General features: G+C 62.5%; 21 protein-coding genes. 13 read left to right on the forward strand and 8 right to left on the reverse strand.

The window, feature by feature from the left end:
- Positions 1 to 12: 12 nt before the first annotated feature.
- Positions 13 to 1272, reverse strand: coding sequence for a DEAD/DEAH box helicase (locus DXT74_RS11425; protein ID WP_194427984.1), 1260 nt, complete (start codon positions 1270 to 1272; stop codon positions 13 to 15).
- 161 nt (positions 1273 to 1433) lie between these two features.
- Between DXT74_RS11425 and hflX the strand changes: the two genes are divergently transcribed.
- The 6 genes from hflX (at position 1434) to DXT74_RS11455 (ending at position 8341) form a co-directional block, all read left to right on the forward strand.
- The gene (gene hflX / locus DXT74_RS11430) at positions 1434 to 2822 is read left to right on the forward strand and encodes a GTPase HflX (RefSeq protein WP_194427985.1); all 1389 of its coding nucleotides are present in this window, start codon (positions 1434 to 1436) and stop codon (positions 2820 to 2822) included.
- Positions 2823 to 3189: 367 nt separating this feature from the next.
- Entirely contained in the window at positions 3190 to 4857 is a 1668-nt protein-coding gene (locus DXT74_RS11435; protein WP_194427986.1) for an ABC-F family ATP-binding cassette domain-containing protein, read from the forward strand.
- Between the two features lie 395 nt (positions 4858 to 5252).
- Positions 5253 to 6047: a type 1 glutamine amidotransferase domain-containing protein gene (locus DXT74_RS11440; RefSeq protein WP_196783861.1), complete on the forward strand. Its 795-nt coding sequence runs from the start codon at positions 5253 to 5255 to the stop codon at positions 6045 to 6047.
- Complete coding sequence (locus tag DXT74_RS11445; RefSeq protein WP_194427988.1) at positions 6034 to 6447, forward strand: MerR family transcriptional regulator; 414 nt, start codon at positions 6034 to 6036, stop codon at positions 6445 to 6447. The genes DXT74_RS11440 and DXT74_RS11445 overlap by 14 nt, the downstream gene beginning before the upstream one ends.
- Before the next feature lie 61 nt (positions 6448 to 6508).
- Positions 6509 to 7435: an NAD-dependent epimerase/dehydratase family protein gene (locus DXT74_RS11450; RefSeq protein ID WP_194427989.1), complete on the forward strand. Its 927-nt coding sequence runs from the start codon at positions 6509 to 6511 to the stop codon at positions 7433 to 7435.
- Positions 7436 to 7498: 63 nt separating this feature from the next.
- Entirely contained in the window at positions 7499 to 8341 is an 843-nt protein-coding gene (locus DXT74_RS11455) for a PhzF family phenazine biosynthesis protein (protein WP_194427990.1), read from the forward strand.
- 589 nt (positions 8342 to 8930) lie between these two features.
- Here DXT74_RS11455 and DXT74_RS11460 read toward each other — a convergent pair.
- Positions 8931 to 9716, reverse strand: a complete 786-nt coding sequence (locus DXT74_RS11460) for a DeoR/GlpR family DNA-binding transcription regulator (RefSeq protein ID WP_196783862.1) — start codon at positions 9714 to 9716, stop codon at positions 8931 to 8933.
- 49 nt (positions 9717 to 9765) lie between these two features.
- Here DXT74_RS11460 and DXT74_RS11465 point away from each other — a divergent pair, with 49 nt between their 5' ends.
- Positions 9766 to 10365, forward strand: a complete 600-nt coding sequence (locus DXT74_RS11465; RefSeq protein ID WP_043637292.1) for an NUDIX domain-containing protein — start codon at positions 9766 to 9768, stop codon at positions 10363 to 10365.
- 99 nt (positions 10366 to 10464) lie between these two features.
- Here the strand turns inward: DXT74_RS11465 and msrB are convergent, their stop codons facing one another.
- On the reverse strand, positions 10465 to 10857 hold the full coding sequence (gene msrB / locus DXT74_RS11470) for a peptide-methionine (R)-S-oxide reductase MsrB (RefSeq protein WP_194427992.1): 393 nt from the start codon (positions 10855 to 10857) through the stop codon (positions 10465 to 10467).
- 537 nt (positions 10858 to 11394) lie between these two features.
- Between msrB and DXT74_RS11475 the strand changes: the two genes are divergently transcribed.
- Genes DXT74_RS11475 through DXT74_RS11485 form a run of 3 tightly spaced genes read left to right on the forward strand, consistent with a single transcriptional unit; the run spans position 11395 to position 14450 of the window.
- Entirely contained in the window at positions 11395 to 13410 is a 2016-nt protein-coding gene (locus DXT74_RS11475; RefSeq protein ID WP_194427993.1) for an RICIN domain-containing protein, read from the forward strand.
- Between the two features lie 7 nt (positions 13411 to 13417).
- Complete coding sequence (locus tag DXT74_RS11480; RefSeq protein WP_194427994.1) at positions 13418 to 13828, forward strand: c-type cytochrome; 411 nt, start codon at positions 13418 to 13420, stop codon at positions 13826 to 13828.
- A gap of 1 nt (position 13829) precedes the next feature.
- Entirely contained in the window at positions 13830 to 14450 is a 621-nt protein-coding gene (locus tag DXT74_RS11485) for an SCO family protein (RefSeq protein WP_052370516.1), read from the forward strand.
- A 45-nt stretch (positions 14451 to 14495) separates the two neighbouring features.
- Here the strand turns inward: DXT74_RS11485 and DXT74_RS11490 are convergent, their stop codons facing one another.
- The 3 genes from DXT74_RS11490 to DXT74_RS11500 form a co-directional block, all read right to left on the reverse strand.
- Complete coding sequence (locus DXT74_RS11490; RefSeq protein WP_043637277.1) at positions 14496 to 15137, reverse strand: histidine phosphatase family protein; 642 nt, start codon at positions 15135 to 15137, stop codon at positions 14496 to 14498.
- 46 nt (positions 15138 to 15183) lie between these two features.
- Positions 15184 to 16551: a deoxyguanosinetriphosphate triphosphohydrolase gene (locus DXT74_RS11495; protein WP_231138316.1), complete on the reverse strand. Its 1368-nt coding sequence runs from the start codon at positions 16549 to 16551 to the stop codon at positions 15184 to 15186.
- Between the two features lie 96 nt (positions 16552 to 16647).
- Entirely contained in the window at positions 16648 to 16875 is a 228-nt protein-coding gene (locus DXT74_RS11500; RefSeq protein WP_019101688.1) for a glycine zipper 2TM domain-containing protein, read from the reverse strand.
- A 217-nt stretch (positions 16876 to 17092) separates the two neighbouring features.
- Here DXT74_RS11500 and DXT74_RS11505 point away from each other — a divergent pair, with 217 nt between their 5' ends.
- The 3 genes from DXT74_RS11505 (at position 17093) to DXT74_RS11515 (ending at position 19722) form a co-directional block, all read left to right on the forward strand.
- Positions 17093 to 18313: an MFS transporter gene (locus DXT74_RS11505; protein ID WP_317646929.1), complete on the forward strand. Its 1221-nt coding sequence runs from the start codon at positions 17093 to 17095 to the stop codon at positions 18311 to 18313.
- 11 nt (positions 18314 to 18324) lie between these two features.
- Complete coding sequence (locus tag DXT74_RS11510; RefSeq protein ID WP_194427996.1) at positions 18325 to 18951, forward strand: metalloregulator ArsR/SmtB family transcription factor; 627 nt, start codon at positions 18325 to 18327, stop codon at positions 18949 to 18951.
- Positions 18952 to 19146: 195 nt separating this feature from the next.
- Complete coding sequence (locus tag DXT74_RS11515; protein ID WP_019101685.1) at positions 19147 to 19722, forward strand: lysophospholipid acyltransferase family protein; 576 nt, start codon at positions 19147 to 19149, stop codon at positions 19720 to 19722.
- A gap of 52 nt (positions 19723 to 19774) precedes the next feature.
- Here the strand turns inward: DXT74_RS11515 and DXT74_RS11520 are convergent, their stop codons facing one another.
- Both DXT74_RS11520 and DXT74_RS11525 read right to left on the reverse strand, forming a co-directional pair.
- Positions 19775 to 20509 carry a hypothetical protein gene (locus DXT74_RS11520; protein WP_194427997.1) on the reverse strand — a complete coding sequence of 245 codons (735 nt, stop codon included), beginning with the start codon at positions 20507 to 20509 and terminating at the stop codon, positions 19775 to 19777.
- 80 nt (positions 20510 to 20589) lie between these two features.
- Positions 20590 to 21150, reverse strand: coding sequence for a DUF1415 domain-containing protein (locus tag DXT74_RS11525; protein ID WP_019101683.1), 561 nt, complete (start codon positions 21148 to 21150; stop codon positions 20590 to 20592).
- Positions 21151 to 21156 lie beyond the last annotated feature (6 nt).

The following is a 21156-nucleotide window of genomic DNA, read 5'->3' on the forward strand; positions in this document are numbered from 1 at the left end:
GGGCTCGGCGCCTTAGCGTGGTTCGGCCTGCGCTTGGGCGGCGGCTTCCCGCAGCTTGTCTTTCTTGCTCTTGCGTTTGCCCTTGACGCCGCCGTTGTCGATTGCCGCGTTTGGGCTGGCGGTCGGGTTGACGGCAACGGGCTCGAAGCCGGCGATCCGCTCGCGCGGCAGCCGCAAGCGCTGGCGTTTTTCTATCAATTGGAAATGCGCGGCGCAGTCGGCGCTGATGAAGCTGACGGCTTCGCCGCTGGCGCCGGCGCGGCCGGTGCGGCCGATGCGGTGGGTGTAGTCCACCGGCGAGCGCGGCAGGTCGTAGTTGATCACCACCGGCAGGCGGGCGATGTCGATGCCGCGCGCGGCCACGTCGGTGGCCACCAGCACTTGCAGGCGGCCGGACTTGAGATCGGCCAGCACTTGGCCGCGTTGTCCCTGGCTGCAGTCCCCATGCAGCGCGGCGGCGCGGATGCCGGCGGCCTGCAGTTTGCCGGCCACCCGGTCGGCGCTGTGCCGGCTGGCCACGAAGACCAGCGCCCGTTCCCAGCCATGGGTTTGCAGCAGATGGCGCAGCAGCATGGTGCGCCGGCCGGCGTCCACTTCGATGGCGCGCTGGCGGATGTCCGGCGCGGCGGTGTCGTCGGGCGCGATGTCGATGCGCTGCGGCTGGTTTAGCAGTTGTTCCGCCAGCGCGCGCACGGCGGGCGGGAAGGTGGCGGAAAACAGCAGGTTCTGCCGGTAGGGCGGCAGTTGCTCCAGCACGCCGGCCAGCTCGTCGGCAAAGCCGAGATCGAGCAGGCGATCGGCCTCGTCCAGCACCAGGGTGTCGACGGAGGAAAGCCGCAGCGCCTTATGCGCCAGCAAGTCCAGCAGCCGGCCGGGCGTGGCCGCCACGATGTCGGCGCCGCCGCGCAGGGCCATCATTTGCGGGTTGATGGAAACGCCGCCGAAGACCACGGCGATCTTGGGCCGGCGCGGCAGGCCCTGCGACAGTTGGCGCAGGACGTCGCCCACTTGCGCCGCCAGCTCTCGCGTGGGGAGCAGGATCAGCGTTTGCGCCTGGCGCGGCGAGGCCTGGCGGCCCGCCAGCCATTGCTGCAACAGCGGCAGGCAGTAAGCCGCGGTTTTGCCGGAGCCGGTTTGCGCGGTGGCCAGCACGTCGTGGCCTTGCAGAATGGCGGGGACGGCGGCGAGCTGAACGGCGGTGGGGGCCGGGTAGTCTTGATCGCTTGCGGCCTGGGCCAGGGCGGGCGACAGGCCCAGTGAGGTGAATGGCATGGGTGGCGTTGACGGCGATGGTGCTTGAAGCGGCAGGAGTATCGGCGCTGACCGCGGCCGGGTCAAGCGGGGCGTGGCGTTGCCGCAACGCGCGTGGCGCAGCGGGAAGTTCCGTTTGCGAGTACTATCTGGGCTCGCTATCAAGTTAAAGTCATACGCACATGCAAACAGAAGTCAAAGAGAAACCCCGCTACGCCCTAGTGGCCTCGGTCCAGTTGCCCGATGTCAGCGATGTCGAGTTCGAGGCCTCGCTCACCGAACTGAGCGAACTGGCCAAGACCCTGGGCTTCCAAGTGGTGCGGACCTTTGTGCAAAAGCGTAACAGCTTCGACCGCACCGCCTATATGGGGGTGGGCAAGCTGGAGGAAATCAGCCAGTTCGTCAACCGCGGCCTTCGCAACGACGAGCTGGAAGACGCGCCGCCGGTGCTGGATGCTAGCACGGTGGAGATCGACGCCTTGCTGGTGGACCACGAGATATCGCCGTCGCAGGCGCGCAATCTGGAGTTGGCGGTCGGTTGCGAAGTGATGGACCGCACCATGGTCATCTTGGAGATATTCCACCGCAACGCCCGCTCGCGCGCGGCGCGCGCCCAAGTGGAAATCGCCCGTCTTGGCTATATGGCGCCGCGCTTACGCGAGGCGGCCAAGCTGGCCGGTCCGCAAGGCCGGCAGCGCAGCGGCATGGGCGGGCGCGGTGCCGGCGAATCGCATACCGAGCTGGACCGGCGCAAGGTGCGCGACCGCATCGCCGAACTGCAACGCGAAATCGTCGCGATGGAACTGGAACGCAAGACCCAGCGCGCGCGCCGGCTGGAGCGTCAGGGCCAGGGCCTGGGCGGGGTATCCTTGGTGGGTTATACCAACGCCGGCAAGTCCACGCTGATGCGCGCCTTGACCGGCAGCGAAGTGCTGGTGGCCAATAAATTGTTCGCCACCCTCGACACCACGGTGCGCGCCATCTACCCGGAAAGCGTGCCGCGGGTGCTGGTCAGCGATACCGTGGGTTTCATCAAGAACCTGCCTCACGGATTGGTGGCTTCGTTCAAATCCACCTTGGAAGAGGCGCTGGACGCCGCTTTGCTGTTGCATGTGATCGACGCCAGCGATCCAGGTTTCCAGCGTCAGCTGGAGGTCACCGACGAGGTGTTGGGAGAAATCGGCGCCGACGAGGTGCCGCGCATCCGGGTGTTCAACAAGATCGACCATGTCGGCGACGAGGCGGCGCAGGTCGCCTGGACGGCCGAGCTGCGGCAGCGCTACCCGGACTGCGTGGTGATGAGCGCGCGCCGGCCCGAGGAAGTGGCCCAATTGCGCGGCCTCATCGTCGCCTTCTTCCAGCGCGACCTGGAGGAGGGCGAGCTGCTGTTGCCGTGGTCGGCGCAGCAGTTGCGCGGCGACATCTACAGCCACTGCCAAGTGCTGGAAGAGCGCGCGGACGAAGAGGGCAGCTGGTTCCGCGTGCGCGGCGAGCCGGAAAAGCTGCGCAGCCTGCGCGAGCAGTTGAACCCAGGCTCGCAGGGGCGGGAAAAGGAATACTGGGAAGTCTGAACCTGCTCAAAGTCTGTTGTGTTTCGTGCGAAGCGGCGTATTGAGCAACGCTTTGAAACACTCATGCTTCAGGCCCGCGCTCCGCTTTCTCAGTGATTTTCGCCTTGTTTTGCTTTAGTTCGCGGCACTTTGAGCAGGCTTTGAGAGCCGATGACTCTGTTGAGGCGGCGCTAGGCCGTTCGGCTGTTTTCGGAGAGCGCGTCCGTCGCCAGGCGTTTCGCTGACAGAGCGCATCTGTATAATCCCCCTCGTGCCGGCGGGCTTTGTCCGCCGGCATGGTTAATTCATGGCATTCCGCCGGGACGCAAGTGGTCGCCGGGCTGCTGTTTTCTTGCTTCCTAAAAATTCTGCAACACTGCTATTCCCAATGATCATTCTGAAAAACGTGGCTTTGCGTCGCGGCACTAAAGTTTTGCTGGACGGCGCGACAGTCAATATCAATCCCGGTGAAAAGGTGGGCCTGGTAGGGCGCAACGGCGCGGGCAAGTCTTCTCTGTTTGCGGTATTGAACGGCAGCCTGCACGAAGACAGCGGCGATTTCTCCATCCCCAGCCAGTGGCGGATGGCGCAGGTGGCGCAGGACATGCCGGAAACCTCGCAGACCGCCACCGAGTTCGTGGTGGAGGGCGATACCGCGCTGCTGGCGGCCCGGCGCGAAGTGGCCGAAGCCGAGGCGGGCGAAGACTACATGCGCATGGCGCATGCCTACACCGCGCTGAACGACGCCGGCGAGCACGATGCTCCCGCGCGGGCGCAGGCGCTGATTCTGGGCCTGGGCTTTAGCGTGGCCGAGCTGCAGCGGCCTGTGAACAGTTTTTCCGGCGGCTGGCGCATGCGCTTGCAACTGGCGCGCGCGCTGATGTGCCCGTCCGACCTGTTGCTGTTGGACGAACCCACCAACCACCTGGATTTGGACGCGCTGGTCTGGCTGGAGGCCTGGCTCAAGCAATACGCCGGCACCATGGTGGTGATCAGCCATGACCGTGAATTTCTGGACGCGGTGACCAATGTCACCCTGCACATCGATCACGGCAAGCTGGTGCGTTACGGCGGCAATTACAGCAAGTTCGAGGATATGCGCGCCGAGCAGCTGATTCTGCAACAGGCCGTGCTGGCCAAGCAGCAGGAGAAGATGGCGCATCTGCAGAAATTCATCGACCGCTTCAAGGCCAAGGCCAGCAAGGCCAAGCAGGCGCAAAGCCGCGTCAAGGCGTTGGAGCGGATGGAGAAGATCGCGCCGGTGCTGACCGAAGCCGACTTCCAGTTCGAGTTCAAAGAACCCAGCAGCCTGCCCAACCCGATGCTGACCATGTCGCAGGCTTCGTTCGGCTATCCGGCGGCTGAGGGCGCGGGGGACGGCGCGTCGCCCATCGTGATCGTCAAGGGCGTCAACCGCTCTGTGCTGGCCGGCCAGCGCATCGGCATCCTGGGCGCCAACGGCCAGGGCAAGTCCACGCTGGTGAAAACAGTGGCCGAGGCGCTGGCGGCCACCGGCGGCGAGATCATCCGCGGCAAGGGTTTGAACATCGGCTATTTCTCGCAGCAGGAGTTGGACGTGCTGCGGCCGGAAGACGACCCGCTGCAGCACATGCTGCGATTGGCGCGCGAAACGCCGGCGCAGCTGCGTCCGCCGGCCAATGATTGCCGAGAACAGGGCCTGCGCAACTTCCTGGGCACCTTCAATTTCAGCGGCGACATGGTCAAGCAGGCGGTGGGCAGCATGAGCGGCGGAGAGAAGGCGCGGCTGGTGTTGTGCATGATTGTTTGGCTGCGTCCCAATCTATTGCTGCTGGACGAGCCGACCAACCATCTGGACCTGGCCACGCGCGAGGCCTTGAGCGTGGCGTTGAACGAGTTCGAGGGTTCGGTGATGCTGGTCAGCCATGACCGAGCCCTGCTGCGCGCGGTCTGCGACGAGTTCTGGATGGTGTCGCGCGGCGGCGTCAGCGATTTTGACGGCGATCTGGACGACTACCAAGTGTATTTGCTGGAAGAGGCCAAGCGCCGGCGCGAAGAAGCGGCGGGCAAGCGTTAAGCTGAAAGGGGCCTTGGAGCCTGTTCAAAGTCTGCTGGGCTTCGTGAGGCGTTGCACGGTGAGTACAGGCTCAAAATGCTCATGTACCCCTCGACCATTCCGCTTCTTCGCTAGTTTTAGCCTTGTCTCGCCCATGCTCGCGAGACTTTGGACAGGCTGTTAGCGGCAATCAACAAAGGCAGTGTCGCCGGAACGGCGGCGCTGCCTTTTTGTTTGGCTGCCGCGCCGGCGTTGCGGCCGGAAAACCCGTGGTTGACATTAAAGCGAACTTCAAGCTTAGCATGGTCCTTGCCATCACCAGCCGAAGCGGAAGGCGTGGCGGAATGTTCTATTCTTCACAGGGTGTCCCCATGCTGACTTTCAAGAGGCTTGTCTTATTCGCCATGTCGCTATTGATGATGAAAACCGCTGCGACCGAATCGGCGCCGGCGTCAGCCGCCCGCCTCGGCAGGGTGCTGCTGGTCATGACCAGCCACGACCGTTATCCGGGCAGAAACGATGGCACCGGGTTGTGGCTCGCCGAGTTGACCCATGTCTACGATGTGTTGACGGCCGCCGGCTACGCGGTGGATTTTGTCAGCCCCAAGGGCGGCGCCGTGCCGCTGGACCCTCGCAGCCTGGGGTGGCCCCATGCCGACGCCGCGGCGAAAGCCCGTCTGCGCGATCCGGCCTTCATGGCGCGGCTGCAATCGACAAGGGCGGCGGCGGACATTGATCCGGATGCCTATCTGGCCATCTTCTACACCGGAGGCCACGGCACGATGTGGGACTTCCGCGACAATCCGGCTCTCAAGCGAGCGGCGGAAAGCATCTACCGTCATGGCGGCATTGTGGCCTCGGTCTGCCATGGCGCTGCCGGGCTGCTGGAGCTTGAGGCGGACGACGGCCGGCCATTGATTGAAGGCCGCCGCGTGACCGGGTTTTCCAATCTCGAAGAAACGCTGTCCGGGGTCAAGGACCAAGTGCCGTATTGGCTGCAGAGCGAGCTGGAGGCCCGAGGCGCGCGCTACGAAAAGTCATGGGTGCCCTTCGGCAGCTTTGTGTTGATCGATGGCCGCATTGTCACCGGCCAGAACCCCGGCTCCAGCAAGGAAGTGGCGCGGGCCTTGCTGGCCGCCTTGCCGGCCGCTCACCCGCGGCAAGCTGAGGGCCTGCCAAGCCTGGGTCAGGACGCGCATGAAAATCGGTGAGTTGGCCAAGCGCGCCGGTATGGCGGCGTCGGCGATCCGCTTCTACGAAGCCAAGGGCTTGCTGAAGATCGCCAGCCGGCAGGCAAACGGCTACCGGGATTACCCGCCGGAAGCGCTGACGCTGCTGACCATCATCAATGATGCCCAGCAGGCCGGTTTCTCGCTGGAGGAAATCAAGCGTCTGCTGCCGGCGGATGTTTCGTCCTGGCGGCATGATGAGCTGATCGGCACGCTCAAGCGCAAGGTGGCGGATATTGAAGCGATGGAGGCGCGCCTGGCGCAAAGCAAGGCGCAGATCCAATCCCTGGTTCAGCTGATCGAATCCAAGCCGGAAGGCATGGACTGCAAGGTCAATGCCGCCCGGGTGATGGCCGGCCTGGGCTTTGCCGTCGACAAATAGCGCACGGCCTGGCCGCTGAATCCACGCATCTCATTTCCCACTCAAGATTCCACGAAGCACTATGCAAACCATACTTGGAGCCAATGGCCAGATCGCGGTGGAACTTGCCCGCGAGCTTCACGATAACTATCACAGCGATTTGCGGCTGGTCAGCCGCAAGCCGCGTAAAGTCAACGCCAGCGATGCGCTGCTGCCCGCAAACTTGCTGGATGCCGGGCAGACGCGCGAGGCGGTCAGGGGCAGCGAACTGGTCTACTTCACCGCTGGGCTGCCGCCGGACAGTACGCTGTGGGAGACGCAGTTCCCATTGATGTTGAAAAACGCGCTGGACGCGTGTCGGGCGGAGGGCGCCAAGTTCGCCTATTTCGACAACACTTATATGTATCCGCAGGATGACAGGATATTGACGGAGGAGACGCCTTTCGCGCCGGTGGGCCGCAAAGGCCGGGTCAGGGCGGCAATGGCCGCCATGGTCTTGCAGGAAATGGCCCGCGGCGAGATACCCGTGCTGATCGGACGGGCCCCCGAGTTCTACGGGCCGGCTAATACGCAAAGCATCACCAATGAGCTGGTCTTCGACCCGCTCAAACAGGGCCGCAAGCCGCGCGTGCCGGTGCGCGATGACACAAGAAGAACCCTGATCTGGACGCCGGACGCGAGCCGGGCGCTGGCGGCGCTGGGCAACACGCCGGACGCGTTTGGCCAGACTTGGCACTTGCCCTGCTGCGAAGACCGGCCGACCTACAAGCAATTCGCCGCCATGGCGTGCGAGGCGTTCGGCAGAGAGGCCTCGTACGCCCTGGTCGGCAAATGGATGTTGACCGCCTTGGGTCTGTTTTCCAAGCCGGCGCGGGAAATCCGGGAACTGCTGCCCCGCTATGAAAGCGACAATCTGTTCGATTCCAGCAAATTCAAACGCCGCTTCCCCGATTTCGCGGTGACCCGCTACCAAGACGGCGTCCGTTTGATTCGAGCCGAGTTGGCTTGATGGGTCACGAGGCGGGTTTGGAGGTAGACTAGCCGGCCCAGCAAAATACCAATAGGACATTTCATGAGCTCCCTGGGCTTTAAGCAGGTCGATGTCTTCAGTTCCACGCCCCTCAAGGGCAACCCAGTGGCCGTGGTGTTCGACGCCGACGGGCTCGATGACCGGCAGATGGCGACCTTCGCCAACTGGACCAACCTCAGTGAGACCACTTTCATCCTCCAGCCCCGCGACCCGCGGGCGGACTATCGTCTGCGGATCTTCACCACCCTGAACGAACTGCCGTTTGCCGGTCATCCTACCCTGGGCAGCTGCCACGCCTGGCTGGAGTCCGGAGGTGCGCCCCAGGGGGAGGAGATCATTCAGGAATGCGCGGTGGGGCTGGTGCGGATCCGCCGCCAGGGGCGGCAGTTGGCGTTTCTGGCGCCGCCCTTGCTGCGTTCCGGGCCGGTGGAAGACGAACTGCTGGAGCGGGTGCGCCTGGGCTTGCGCCTGGCGCCCAGGGAAATCGTCGCTGCCCAGTGGGTGGACAACGGCGCGGGCTGGCTGGCGGTGATGCTGGCCAAGCGCCAGCGGGTGCTGGACCTGCAACCGGACTATCCGGCGCTGAGCGGGCTGGCGGTGGGAGTGATCGCACCCTGCGACCCGCGGCACGACGATACCGACGCGCAGTTCGAAGTGAGAGCTTTCATCTCCGGCGACGGCATGCCCGAAGACCCGGCCACTGGCAGCCTGAACGCTGGTATTGCCCAGTGGTTGCTGGGGGCTGGACTGGCTCCGGCGCGCTACCGCGTCAGCCAGGGTCTGAGCATGGGGCGCGCCGGGTGCATTGAAGTGGAGCAGGTGGGCGATGAGGTGTGGATAGGGGGGCATGCCGTGACCTGCATTGAAGGCCGGCTGGCGCTGTAGTTCAAGCCTGCCGGCATTTGTTGCGTTCAACTAAGAACCTGTTCACGATCTGCTACGCGTCGGCGATACGGCGCTGAAAGCGGCATTCAAAATGCTCATGTACCGTGTGCACACTCCGCTTTTTCAGCCGTTTTCGCCTCGTCTCGCTCTAGCTCGCGAGATCGTGATCAGGTTCTAAGTGATGCAAAGCCTACGGCGCTTCAGCAACGCGGCGTGGAAAACAGCTTTGAAATGCACGTGCCATGTCCTTGTATTCTGCATGCCGATGGATGCGGAAGACATCAAAGAAACCGATGCCTGGCAACCCGGTTGCGAGATGGCATCCTCACTGCACACTAGTTGCGTGTTGCTTGCGCATCGGCCTTCCGCACGGGGCCGGATAGACTTGGGTTGGGTCAGTCCGATGGCGGCAGTCGGCCAGTTTGAGACAGTCGCTGTTACCTGCCAGATCGTTGGTCATCACTTGATGGACGGCCTTGTGCCGGCATGGGGCTCAATCGGCATTTGGGCGTTTGGGAGCAGGGATGTGCCGACGCACAGATGCCGTCCGGGGTGCCGCAATCTTGGCCGCACGCTTTGATTGGCAACACTACGCACGCACAACCGACACTCCCGCTGCTTCGATCTGTTTCATCAATTCCCGGTCGGCGGCCTTCTCGACGACGATGGTTTGTGCGAGCGTGATCTCACCGATGATGAACGGCGACGCCGCATTGAGTTTCGACGACGACGCCAGAACAACCGTCTCCGCCGCGCGCGCAGCGAGCGCGCGCTTGATAGCGGCCTCCTCAAAATCTCCGGTACTCAGGCCCGCCGTTGGGTGAACACCGGTCACGCCCATGAAGTACCAATCCGCATGGATGCGCGAGATGCCCTCTATCGCAGCGGCGCCGACGGCGACGATCGAATGCTTGTACAGCCGTCCTCCTATCAGAATGACTTCGACCGAAGGGTGCTCGGCGAGCGCCGTGGCGACGCTTGGGCTATGCGTGACGATCGTCGCCCGCAGATCAGCGGGCAGTGCCTTGACCAACAATGCCGACGTGGTGCCGCCATCAATGATTGCTGTCTGCCCGGGGGCGATCATCGTGGCCGCTTGCCGTGCAATCCTCTGCTTGGCGGCCGATTCAATGTCCCGGCGCAGCTCGAACGGCGCGAGCGCAGGAGAAACGGGCAACGCGCCGCCGTGAACGCGTTGCAATAACCCCTCCGAAGCGAGTTCACGCAAGTCCCGGCGAATCGTGTCTTCCGATACGCCGAACTCCACGCTCAACTCGCCGGCGAGCACTTGGCCATCGCGAGCGAGCGCGTCCAGGATGGCTTTCTTGCGTTGTGACGTTAGCATATATTTGCACGAAATATCTTGAAATTGCACGAATGTACACGATACCATTATCTATATTTAGCTGTCGACTGGAGGCGCCATGGCTGCAACGAAAGACCGGGTTCGCATCGTCGAGTCCACCGTACTCTCCGACAATTGGTACACGCTGAAGAAGGTGACGTTCGATTTTCTGCGCCGAGACGGCAGGTGGCAGCGTCAAAGCAGGGAAACATACGATCGCGGCAACGGCGCAACCATCCTGTTGCATTGCCGGCACACGGGAAATGTCGTGCTCACGCGCCAGTTTCGGATGCCCGTGTTCGTCAATGGACACGACGGCATGTTGATCGAGGCGGCCGCGGGCTTGCTCGACAACGCCACACCGGAAGAGCGCATACGCCTAGAGGCGGAAGAGGAGACTGGGTACCGCGTAAGCAATATCCGCAAGGTATTTGAGGCTTACATGAGTCCGGGGTCAGTGACCGAGAAGCTCTATTTCTATCTGGGGGACTACGACGCGTCCATGCGCGTAAATGATGGCGGTGGCCTCGAAGACGAGGGCGAGGATCTTGAGGTGCTCGAAATGCCGCTGCGGACCGCTTTACAGTTGGTCAAAAGCGGCGAAATCGTCGACGGCAAGACAATCATGCTCTTGCAGCACCTAGCATTAAGCGAAATCACGGAAGGACGCCAAGCATGAACCCGCAACGGATTTTGATTGCGGGTCCATATCGCAGTGGAACCGACGGCGATCCGGCTCGCTAGCCAGCCTCTCTTGATACGCCCCTCCCTGCAGGGCTCACGCCTTGGGCGTGAACGCCAGCGCCACCGAGTTGATGCAGTAGCGCTCGCCGCTGGGTTCGGGGCCGTCCGGGAAGACGTGGCCCAGGTGAGCGTCGCATTCCGAGCAGCGCACTTCGATGCGGGTCATGCCGTGGGAGTGGTCGACGATGCGGGCGATGCGCGCGCCGGCGGCTTCGGCCCAAAAACTGGGCCAGCCGCAGCCGGGGTCGTACTTGGCGTCGCTATGGAATAGCAAGGTGCCGCAGCAGACGCAGTGGTAGTCGCCGTTCTCTGTGCGGGTATAGTGTTCGCCGCTGAACGGACGCTCGGTGCCGGCCTGACGGGTGACGCGGTATTGTTCCGGCGTCAGCTGCTGTTGCCATTCTTGATCGGTTTTTTGCATGGTCATGGTGCGCTCCTGTGCAGTGGGTTAGCCCTATTTTAGGGCGAGTCCTGGTTGCCGGTATATCTGGCGTTAAGGTTTTACCGGGGACAGGGTTGACGGGGGAAGGGTGCGGGCTCTTATCTCAATATTTGACCTGCTAACAAAACCCCTGATGCTGTGTTGGCCTTCTTGTCACCCAACCTGGCCTCAGATTCATTAGTCGTGCCGGCCGCCCGTGGATGACGGATTCGGAGCGGGAGTTTGTAACGATGTGGAGTACGTTACCTGTATTAATTAATATATTTATTAAAAACAAATAAATACTTCCAAATAACCTTTCTATTTTCAACATCATGTCGACCCCAGGGTTTTCCCACAGCACTGTGTGCTGCATTTGATACAAAATAAATCATCAGTTGTAAATTTTTGTTGTGTTTGTTCGAAGCGGGCATCAGAGTGGCGGCAGTGCCTGTTGCTGCCGTTCATGCCGAGGGAAAGGCGGGAGGGCCGTCGGGTGAATCGGGAGAGTTTTGATTGCGTGACTGACTCCAAAGGGGACATATGTTGAGGCTTCGAATCAATTTGCTGACGTTGGCGAGCGGCGTGCTCGGGCTGCTAGGGCTGGTTTGCTCTGAGGCGGGCGCTGCCGCCACCACCGGCATCGTGGCGGTCAATAGCGGCCAGTGCTTGAATGTCGGGGGCGGTTCGACCCAGTCCGGGGCCGGCATCATTCAGTGGCCCTGCTCTGCGGGGAGCAATGAGCAATGGACGTTCGTGCCCTTGGCCAACGGTTTCTATCACATCGTCTCGCAGAAATCGCAGATGTGCCTGAATGTGCCGGCTTCCAGTCGCAATCAGGGTGTCCAGCTGATTCAGTGGCCATGCCAAGGCGCTGCGGCGACCAATGACCAGTGGAAAATCCAGCCGGTGGATGTCGGCGCTTACCATATCGTGTCCGCATCCAGCGGCCAGTGCGTGAACATCTTTTCCGGCGTCGCGACTCAGGGAACCAAAGTGGTGCAATGGCCCTGCCAGGGCAAGGCGCAGGTGAACGACCAGTTCATGTTCGATTACCCTGGTTCCAAAAGTACGGCTCTTCCCTCCGCCTGGAGCGGAGTGATTCCCTTGCCGGTAACTCCCGTGGGCGTCGCCAATCTGCCGGACAACAAGCTGATGATGTGGTCCGCGGATTTCCCCGACGCTTTCAGCGGAGACAGCGGCAATGGCAACAGCAAGACCTATACCGCGCTGTTCGACGCGGCGAAAAACGCGCCGCTCCCGCTGACGGTGGTCACCACCGGCTCGAATTTGTTCTGCCCGGGCACGTCGATGCTGTCCAACGGCAATCTGTTGATCAACGGCGGCTCCAGCAGCCCTAAAACACAGATATACGATTGGGCTGCCAAGCGTTGGAGCGCCAGCGGCAATATGAATATCCCGCGGGGCTATGAGGCCAATACCGTGCTGTCGGATGGACGGGTACTGACTTTGGGCGGTTCCTGGAGCGGCGGCTACAACAGCAAGAGCCGGCCCAATCGCACCGGAGAGGTTTGGGAAGGCGGCCATTGGAAAGTTCTTGCCGGCGTGCCTGAAAATAATGTGATCGGCCCCGATCCGCAGGACACCAATGGCAGCGTGTACCGCGGCGATAATCATTTATGGCTGTTCGCCAGCAGCGGCGGGATGGTATTTCATGCCGGACCCAGCGCGCAGATGAACTGGATTGGCACCAGCGGTTCCGGGAGCATCGTCTCGGCGGGAACGCGTGGCAACGACCCCTACAGCATCAACGGCAATGCGGTGATGGTGGACGCCGGCCAGATCCTGAAGCTGGGCGGCGCGCCGGCTTATCAGCAGAACACAGGCACGACTTACGCGAGCAACTCGGCTTATCTGATCGATATCCGCGGCGGCCCCAAGGCTCCAGTGAAGGTCAAGCCGCTGCCGGGGATGAGCTATCGCCGCGCATTCGCCAATTCAGTGGTTTTGCCGGACGGCGATGTCGTGGTGGTGGGCGGGCAGACGATACCGCAGCCGTTCACGGATTCCTACGCGGTGTTGACGCCTGAGTTATGGAGCGCGGCGAAGCAGACATTTTCGCCCTTGAAACCGATGCAGGTGCCGCGCACCTACCATAGCACGGCAATCTTGCTGCAGGATGGGCGCGTGTTTGTCGGAGGCGGCGGCTTGTGCGGTGCGAATTGCCCGCAAAACCACTTGAACGCGGAAATATTGACGCCTCCGTATCTGCTGAACGCAGACGGCAGCCTGGCTGCCCGGCCGGTGATCAGCGCCGCGCCAGCGCAGGCGAGGCCGGGGAGCGTGATCGAAGTCAAAACGCAGCAAGCGGCGAGCCATTTTTCCTTGGTGCGCTTGTCCGCGGTAACTCACTCTGTCAACAATGATCAGCGCCGCATTGCGCTGTCGGTGTCGAAGCTTGCGCCGACTGGGGGGGAAACTAGTTATTCCCTGCAGATTCCGGCGGATAGCGGCGTGGTTTTGCCCGGTAACTACATGTTGTTTGCCATGAGCCCGCAGGGGGTGCCCAGTGTGGCCCGGATCATCACCATCAATTAAACAGCGCTTGGGAGGGCTCGCCTGCGCGCTTGCCCTGTTGGGGATCCCGTGCGCGGCCGGCGGCGAGGAGGCGCCGGCCGGCGGCCGGCTGTTCTACGGTCAGGTCGCTTTGATCGGCCAGCTCTATGTCCATAACCGTCCCTTGGGCGCCGAGTACGTGCGTTGCGCCAACTGCCACCGCCTACAGGATCAGGCGCGGGCGGAAGGCCGCTTCGGTCCTGATTTGGGCGCGAAATTTTTGACGGAGCCCAGCGCCAGGCGCGGAGGACCGGAGCGGGCTTATACCGAGCAGAGTTTTTGCGAGATGCTGCGAACCGGAAAAGACCCGACCGCGATCTTGATCAGCACGGATATGCCGCGCTACCGCTTGAGCGCGGCGGAGTGCCGGGCTTTATGGCTTTTTTTGCAGGAGCATTAGCATGCAGCGGAAAGATGTCGAGCCGTTGGATCAAGGGCGGAGGCGGTTTGCGATGGGTTTGGCGGGGCTGGCGCCCTTATGGCTGGCGGGGCCGGCCGCGTTTGCCGACGCCGTGTCGCCGAGGGACCTGGCCTTGGCGCATGGGGAGATTTCCCCGCCGTTGCCGCTGCCGGATTTCCTGCTGAGGGACAGCGATGGTCAGCGACGTTCGTTTTACGCTTTATTGCAGCGTCGCTTGACGGCTATTCAGCTGATTTTTACCCGCTGTTCCAATGTTTGCCCGATTCAGGGCGCGACATTCAGGCAGGTGCAGGATTTGATCCCGGAGTCGAAGCGCGCGAGGACGCAGCTATTGTCGCTAAGTCTTGACCCATTGAACGATACGCCCGAGCAGCTGCGGCGATGGCTGGCGCCGTTTCGTCCCAAGCCAGGCTGGCGGGCTGCCAGCCCCGAGCTGGCCTCCCTGGACTTGGTGCTGGCAACGTTCAATCAGCGCCGGACGGATTTGGGCGCGCACCATACGGAAGTTTTGCTGGTGGATGCCAAGCACCGGCTGGCGTGGCGATCGACGGAGCTGCCGTCTGCGGAAACCATCGCGCGCACCCTGTCGGCCTTGGCTTAGCTTGTCGCTGGCCGCGGCGGATTGTGCCGGCCGCGGCCGGTTTTGCTATTGGATTTCGTCCAGCGCGGCGGGCAAGTGGGATTCGTCGGCCCATTGTTCGACCTGCCAGCGGCCGTCGCAATAGCTCAGCCAGTTCAGCGCCGCGTTGGGGATGGGGAAATCGCGGGCTTCGGACATCGGTTTGCCGGTGGCCAGTCGGTACATCATTTCCAGCACGCCGCCATGAGTGACCACCAGCAGGGTTTGGCCCAGATGGCTGCGGGCGATGCTGGTGAAGCCATCGCGGATGCGTCGCATGAAGACATTGAGGCTTTCCCCGCCCTTGAGGTCGTAGTCCGGATCGCGGGATTTCAGCTGCAGATAGTCGTCGCGAATGGTTTGCTCCGCCTCGGCGTAGGTCAGGCCTTGGAACACGCCCATGTGGCGCTCGCGCAATTCGGCGCTGTAGGTGGGGGTCAGGCTTAGCCGCGCTTGCAATGGCGCGGCGGTTTGGCGGGTGCGGGTCAGGTCGCTGACGTAGAGCGCGTCAAAGGCGTAGCGCCCCGGCCATAGCGCGCGGCTGAGGCTTGCCGCCTGCTCCTGGCCGGTGGGGTTGAGGGGGATGTCGGTATGGCCTTGCAATCGATATTCGCGGTTCCAGTCGGTTTCGCCATGGCGGACGACGCAAAAACGGGTGGTGTGCTGCATTCCTGTCTTTCTGATTTTTAACTGCCGAAAATGCGGCGGGGCGGCCTTACAAAATGCCCACGCCGGAGATGTCGCGCGCCAGGTTGGCGGCGTAGTTGTCGGTCATGCCGCCGACGAAATCCAATACTTTCATATAGGCCTGATACAGGCTGTCGTCACTGCGGATATGCTGTTCCAGCAGGCCCATGGCCAGGTGTTCTCGCGGGCTCAGGCACTCGGCGCCCTTGTTGACGTAGGCGTGAGCGGCGGGGATCAGCGCGTCCAGAATGCCCGCCATGCACGGGTAGGAGGCCAGTTCGGTCACCAGCTTGGTTCGGTGGCGGTAGACGCGGGTGCTGGCCAGTTCCTTGGCGTGGATCAAAGCGTCCTGTACCTGGGCGCCGCACAGATTGATCAGGTCCTTGGCCGGGAATTCGCCGCGTAGCAGGCCGTCGTGGTGCAGCATGAATTTCTCCGCCACTTCGCTGACGCAGCGGCCGATGGCGATGCCGCGCAAGGTGCCGCATTTCTGCCGCACGTCTTGCATGTCCCAGATGCGTTCGTATTCGGTAAAGCCGGAGAACAGGGTTTCGAACTCCTTGAAGTCAAGGATGCCGATCTCCACCGCGTCTTCCAGGTCCAGAATCGCGTAGCAGATGTCGTCGGCGGCCTCCATCAGGTAGGACAGCGGGTGGCGGCTCCATTGCTGGATGCCCTTGGGCAGCAGGCCCAGCTCCGCGGCCACGCGCTGGAAATAGGGCAGCTCGGTGCGGTAGATGTTGAATTTGTCGCGGGCCTGGGCGGCTTCGGCGTCCGAGGTCCACGGGTATTTGATCAAGGCGCCCAAGGCGGCGGCGGTGAGGCGCATGCCGCCTTCGCCGGTGTACATTTCCAGCGTGGCCAGCATACGCAGGCCATGGGCGTTGCCTTCGTAGGTCTGCACATCGCGGATTTCCTCGGGCGCCAGGCCGTGCAGCCAGTGCGCGTTGCGTTCGGCGCGAAACCAGTCGCGCAGCGCGTATTCACCGGTGTGGCCGAAGGGCGGGTTGCCGATGTCGTGGGCCAAGCAGGCCACTTGCACCACGGCGCCGATGTCGTGTGGAGTGTAGTTGTCCGGCAGCAGATGAGCGTGCTGCATCATCATGCCGACGCGGTTGCCCAGGCTGCGGCCGACGCTGGCCACCTCCACGCTGTGGGTGAGCCGGTTGTGAGTGTGGTCGTGGCGCGCTAGCGGGTGCACTTGGGTCTTGCGTCCCAGCCGGCGGAAGGCGCTGGAAAACACCACGCGGTCGTGGTCGATGTGGAAGTCCGTGCGCAAGCCCGGGCTGCCTTCTTCGGTGGCCGGGGTGCGGGTTTCCTTGACGTGGCCCTGAATGACCTTGAAGCGTTTGGTGGAGAGGAGTCGTTCCCAATTCATGCGTGCGGTGGAGGTCATGGCATAGCCCGTGGTGCTGTTGTCTTGATGATATGGGCGCGGCGGGCAAAACAAAAGAGCCAGCGCGGGGCTGGCTCTTGGAATGGGGTCGCGGGTTTAGCGTTTGCCGGTCTGATTGCCGACCACGCCGCCCACCGCCGCGCCGCCGACGGTGCCGATGGCGTCGCCGCCGGTGAGCACGGAACCGAGCACGGCGCCGGCGGCCGCGCCGATGGCGGTGTTTTGCTGGCGCTTGGACATGTTGGCGCAACCGGACAGCAGGCTCACGGCGAGCAGGCTGGCGGCAATGACTTTAACGGCGGGTTTGCTGGTAATCGAGGTCATCGAAGTCTCCAAAAACATGAAGTAGGTCTTGTGTAGTCTGAGACGCTTTGAATGCTGTCTGGTTCCTATTTTTACACGCCTTTTCGTAACCATACGTACAGCATTCTATATGCTGAATTGATGATTTCCAGTACGCGGAGCGCCATTAAGTAAACTAATTTGTTTACTTATTATGGGGGCAAGATTAGTATGGGCCATCGTTCCGTTGGTATGCGTCATGAATGTTTCCCATCCAAAATTAATTCTGCTAACTGTCTGTCTGGTGGCGCTGATGAGCACGGCCGGCGTAGCCATGCCTTATCCCATCCTGGCGCCCATCTTCGTGAACTCAGCGCCGGATGCGTTCAACCACTTCCTGGGGTTGCCGCCCAAGCTGCTGCTGGGCCTGGCCTTGGCCGCCAACCCGCTGGGTATTTTGTTGGGCAGCACCTTGATTGGAGCGTTGTCGGACCGGCTGGGGCGGCGGCGGGTGTTGACAGGCACCTTGTTGCTCACCTTCGCCGGCTATCTGTTGACGGCGTACGCTTTATGGAGCCGCTGGTATCTGCTGTTCGTGCTGGCGCGTTTTGTCACCGGCCTGACCGAGGGCAATGTGGCGGTGGCGCGCGCCATCGTCGCGGATCTGCATCCGCAGCTGGATCGCACGCGCTCCTTCGCCATTCTCAATGCGGTGCTGTATACCGGCTGGCTGGTGGGGCCGCTGATCGGCGGGTTGACCTTGCCATTGGGAGAGGCAGTGCCTTTCCTGCTGGCCGCCAGCGCCATCTTGCTGTGCTTGGCGGTGCTGCTGGTCTTCCTGCCGGAAACCGGCGAGCGCATGCATCAGGATCAGACCTTGCTGCAGGTGATGCGCGGCCAGCACTCCTTCCGGCTGTTGTCGGCGGACCCCTTGTTGGCCCGGTTGTTCTGGATGCAACTGGCGTTCGCTATCGGGGTCAACGCTTTTTACGAGTTCTACCCTTTGTGGCTGGTGGAGTACGCGCGGCTGGACAGCCGCGGCATCGCGGTAGTGACGGCGTTGATGTGCGTGTTGATGACATCGGCCAGCGTTTTGCTGGGCAAGCTTGGGCATAAGCGGGCGCCGCTGGAACTGGCGCGCATCAATGCGGCCTGGGTGGCTCTGGGCCTGCTGGGGCTGAGCCTGCTGGCGGATCTACCCTGGCCGGGCATAGGCTTGATCGTGTTGTTGGGCGTGCCGCTGGCGATTTACAACGCCATTCTGCCCAGTTGGTGTTCGGAGCGTTTCGCCAGCCTGGGGCAGGGCAGCGTGATGGGTTTGTTGACCACGATCTTCTGCGTGGCCAATGTGTTGGTGGCTTTGCTGGGCAGCGTGTTGACCATTCTGGACACCCGGCTGGTGCTGGTCCTGGGCGCTTTGACGTGCGGCCTGGCCGCCGTCTGGCTGCAAGGGGTGATCCGCGAAGCGGAGGACGTCTGATGGCGGCGGCGATGAATAGCGCGGATCGGTTGCTGTATCTGCTGAAAACGCGGGGGCCCTTGACGGCGCAGGCGCTGGCGGCGGAGTTGGGCCTGACCAGCATGGGCGCGCGCAAGCATTTGCTGGTTCTGGAGGAAAAAGGGCTGGCAAGGATGGAAACCTTGGCCCAGGGCGTTGGCCGGCCGGCTCAGCTCTGGAGTTTGACCGAACGCGGCCATGGCCGTTTTCCGGATCGGCACGCGGATTTGACGCTGCAGTTGTTGGCGCAAGTGCGTGAGCTGTTTGGCGAGGCTGGCCTGGAGAGTTTGATTCAACGGCGAGAAGCGCAGTCGGAGGAGGAGTACCGGCAGGCTATGTCCGGCACCGGCGCGCTGGCGGACCGGGTGGCCGCGCTGGCGCGAATACGTAGCCAGGAAGGTTATATGGCGGAGGCGCGTCAAGACGGGGACGGTTGGCTGTTGCTGGAAAATCATTGCCCGATCTGCGCGGCGGCGCGTCAATGCCAGGGCTTGTGCCGATCCGAGCTGGCGTTGTTTGCGCGGGTGTTGGGGCCGAGGGCGGAGGTGCGGCGGCTGGAGCACGCGCTGGCCGAGGGCGGGCGGCGCTGCGTATATCGCATCGTGCCCTTGATGGAGTGAGACGACGCGGCGCTTGCTTTTTGAATTCATGGACTTGCGTGAGCTGATTGTATTTCGCAATCCGGATTTACCGGGATGGTTTTATCAGGTACATTCCGGCGTTTTTCCACGTGGTTGGCGCTTGCCCCGACGCTGGGCAGCGCCTCCTTGGTTGTTGTTCTCCGTTCTGCGGCAAGGCCCTTGCTCAGGACCGTCATGCATTTCACCATTTTCGACACGCCCGTGATCCGACCTTTGTTCCGCTGCTTGTCCATCGTCATGCTCAAACTGAGCGGCTGGAAGCTGCGAGGGGAGTTTCCCAAGTTGGATAAATACGTGCTGATCGGCGCGCCGCATACCAGCAACTGGGATTTTCCGTTGACGCTGGCGGTGTGTTTCGCCGCGCGGGCCAAGATTTACTGGATGGGCAAGCACACACTGTTCGCCGGGCCGATCGGACCGGTGATGCGCTGGTTGGGCGGTATTCCGGTCAAACGGCATCAGAATAATTCGCTGGTGCAACAAATGGTGGAGGTGTACCGGCGTTCGGACCGGCTAGTGGTGGCGATTCCGCCGGAGGGCACGCGCAAGGCGGTGTCCGAATGGAAGACGGGCTTTTATCACATTGCCTGCGGCGCGGAGGTGCCGGTGGCTTTGGCGTATCTGGACTACAGTCGCAAGGAGGCCGGTTTCGGTCCCATCTTCACGCCCAGCGGCGATATCGACGCCGATATGCCTCGCATTCGCGCCTTTTACCGCGACAAGGTGGGCAAGCGCCCGAATCAAGGCTAAGTCAGCCCTCTCCACGCCTCTCGCTGACGCGCTGCAGACATTTAACAGGTTTTCAGGGGGCCGCAGCGTGGGCGGCGGCACTCACCGGCAGGAACTGCAGGAAAGGGCCGGCGATCAGGGATTGGCCGAAGTCGATGGCGCTGCGGCGCAGTTTCTCGTCCGACAATTCCGCCAACAGGTCCAGCCTGGCCATCATCTTGCCGAATTCCCGCTCGAAGGACAGATTGCGCACGTTGCCGATCTCGTTGGACAGCAAGGCCGGCGCGCCGCTGATCTGGCGGTTGTTCAGCATCCAGGCCGCCACTTCCAGGTTGTGCGAGGCGTTGGCCAGTTGCTGCGCGTCCAGTCCGTGCACCAGAAACAGCTCGGTGCGACCGCCGTAGGCGTCCACCAGCATCGAGCCCATGCCGTAGATCAGCGCGCCTGCGCGGTCGCCGCCAAAACCCGGGTCGAAAGCCGCGCTCATCGCCGCGATGGAGCGCTGCCCGGCCAAGGCCGGCAGCGGGGCGTTATTGCGGATTGCGCCCATGACTTGTCGCATTGCGGCCGGGTAGTCCGCCGCGCCGGTCTTTCGCCATTCCTTGGGATTGCGTTTGTACAGTTTTTCCAGCAGGGTTTGCAAGCTGGCCAGATTGTCGCGCATGGCCAGATTGGCCGTGCGGTTGGCGCTGCTCTGTCCCAGCTCGTTGCCGCGGAAGTCGTCGCCGGCGACGGGTTTTTGCACTGGAGTGTAAGCGCAGGCGCTCAGAAGTAAAGCGGCGAGCGGCAGCAAGGGCCTGAGCGACATGGAAATGGAGCTCCAGAAGTGGAATGCCCGTTGGTGTACCATGCCCGCGCCGTGCTTGGCAATGCGCGGCGCGTATCCGCTTACGGTGTTTTGCCGGCGAACAGCGCCTTCCAGCCGTCCAGCCCCAGCTGTTTCAGCGTTTCGATATTTTTCTCATAGATGGCCTCCGCTTGCGGGAAGGCTTCCACCGCCCGGCCGATGCTGGCTTCACGCAGCAGGTGCAAGGTCGGATAGGGCGCGCGGTTGGTGAAATTCTCTATATCGTTGACGCCGGTGCCTTCAAACTGGAACTTGGGGTGGAAACTGGCCACTTGCAGTTCGCCGTCCAGCCCCATGTCTTCCACGATGGCGTCGGCGATGTCGAGAAAGTCGTTGAAATCCAGGAAGCGCTGCAGCGCGCGCGGGTGGATCAGCAAGGTGGTGTCGATCTCGTCCGGGCTGCTGTCGGCCAGCAGACGCAGTTCGGAGGCGAGCTCTTGCGCCAACTGATCCGGCTGGGCGGCGTCGCTGACCACGTAGCGCACCTGGTTTTTCACGTAGACGCTCTTGGCGAACGGGCACAGATTGAGCCCGATCACCGCTTTTTCCAGCCAGTCGCGGGTGGCGGCGATGATGTGTTCGTGATCGTCGGAGGCGGGCATGGGATT

It is taken from the genome of Chromobacterium sp. Rain0013, from assembly GCF_015291765.1.
Classification (GTDB): domain Bacteria; phylum Pseudomonadota; class Gammaproteobacteria; order Burkholderiales; family Chromobacteriaceae; genus Chromobacterium; species Chromobacterium haemolyticum.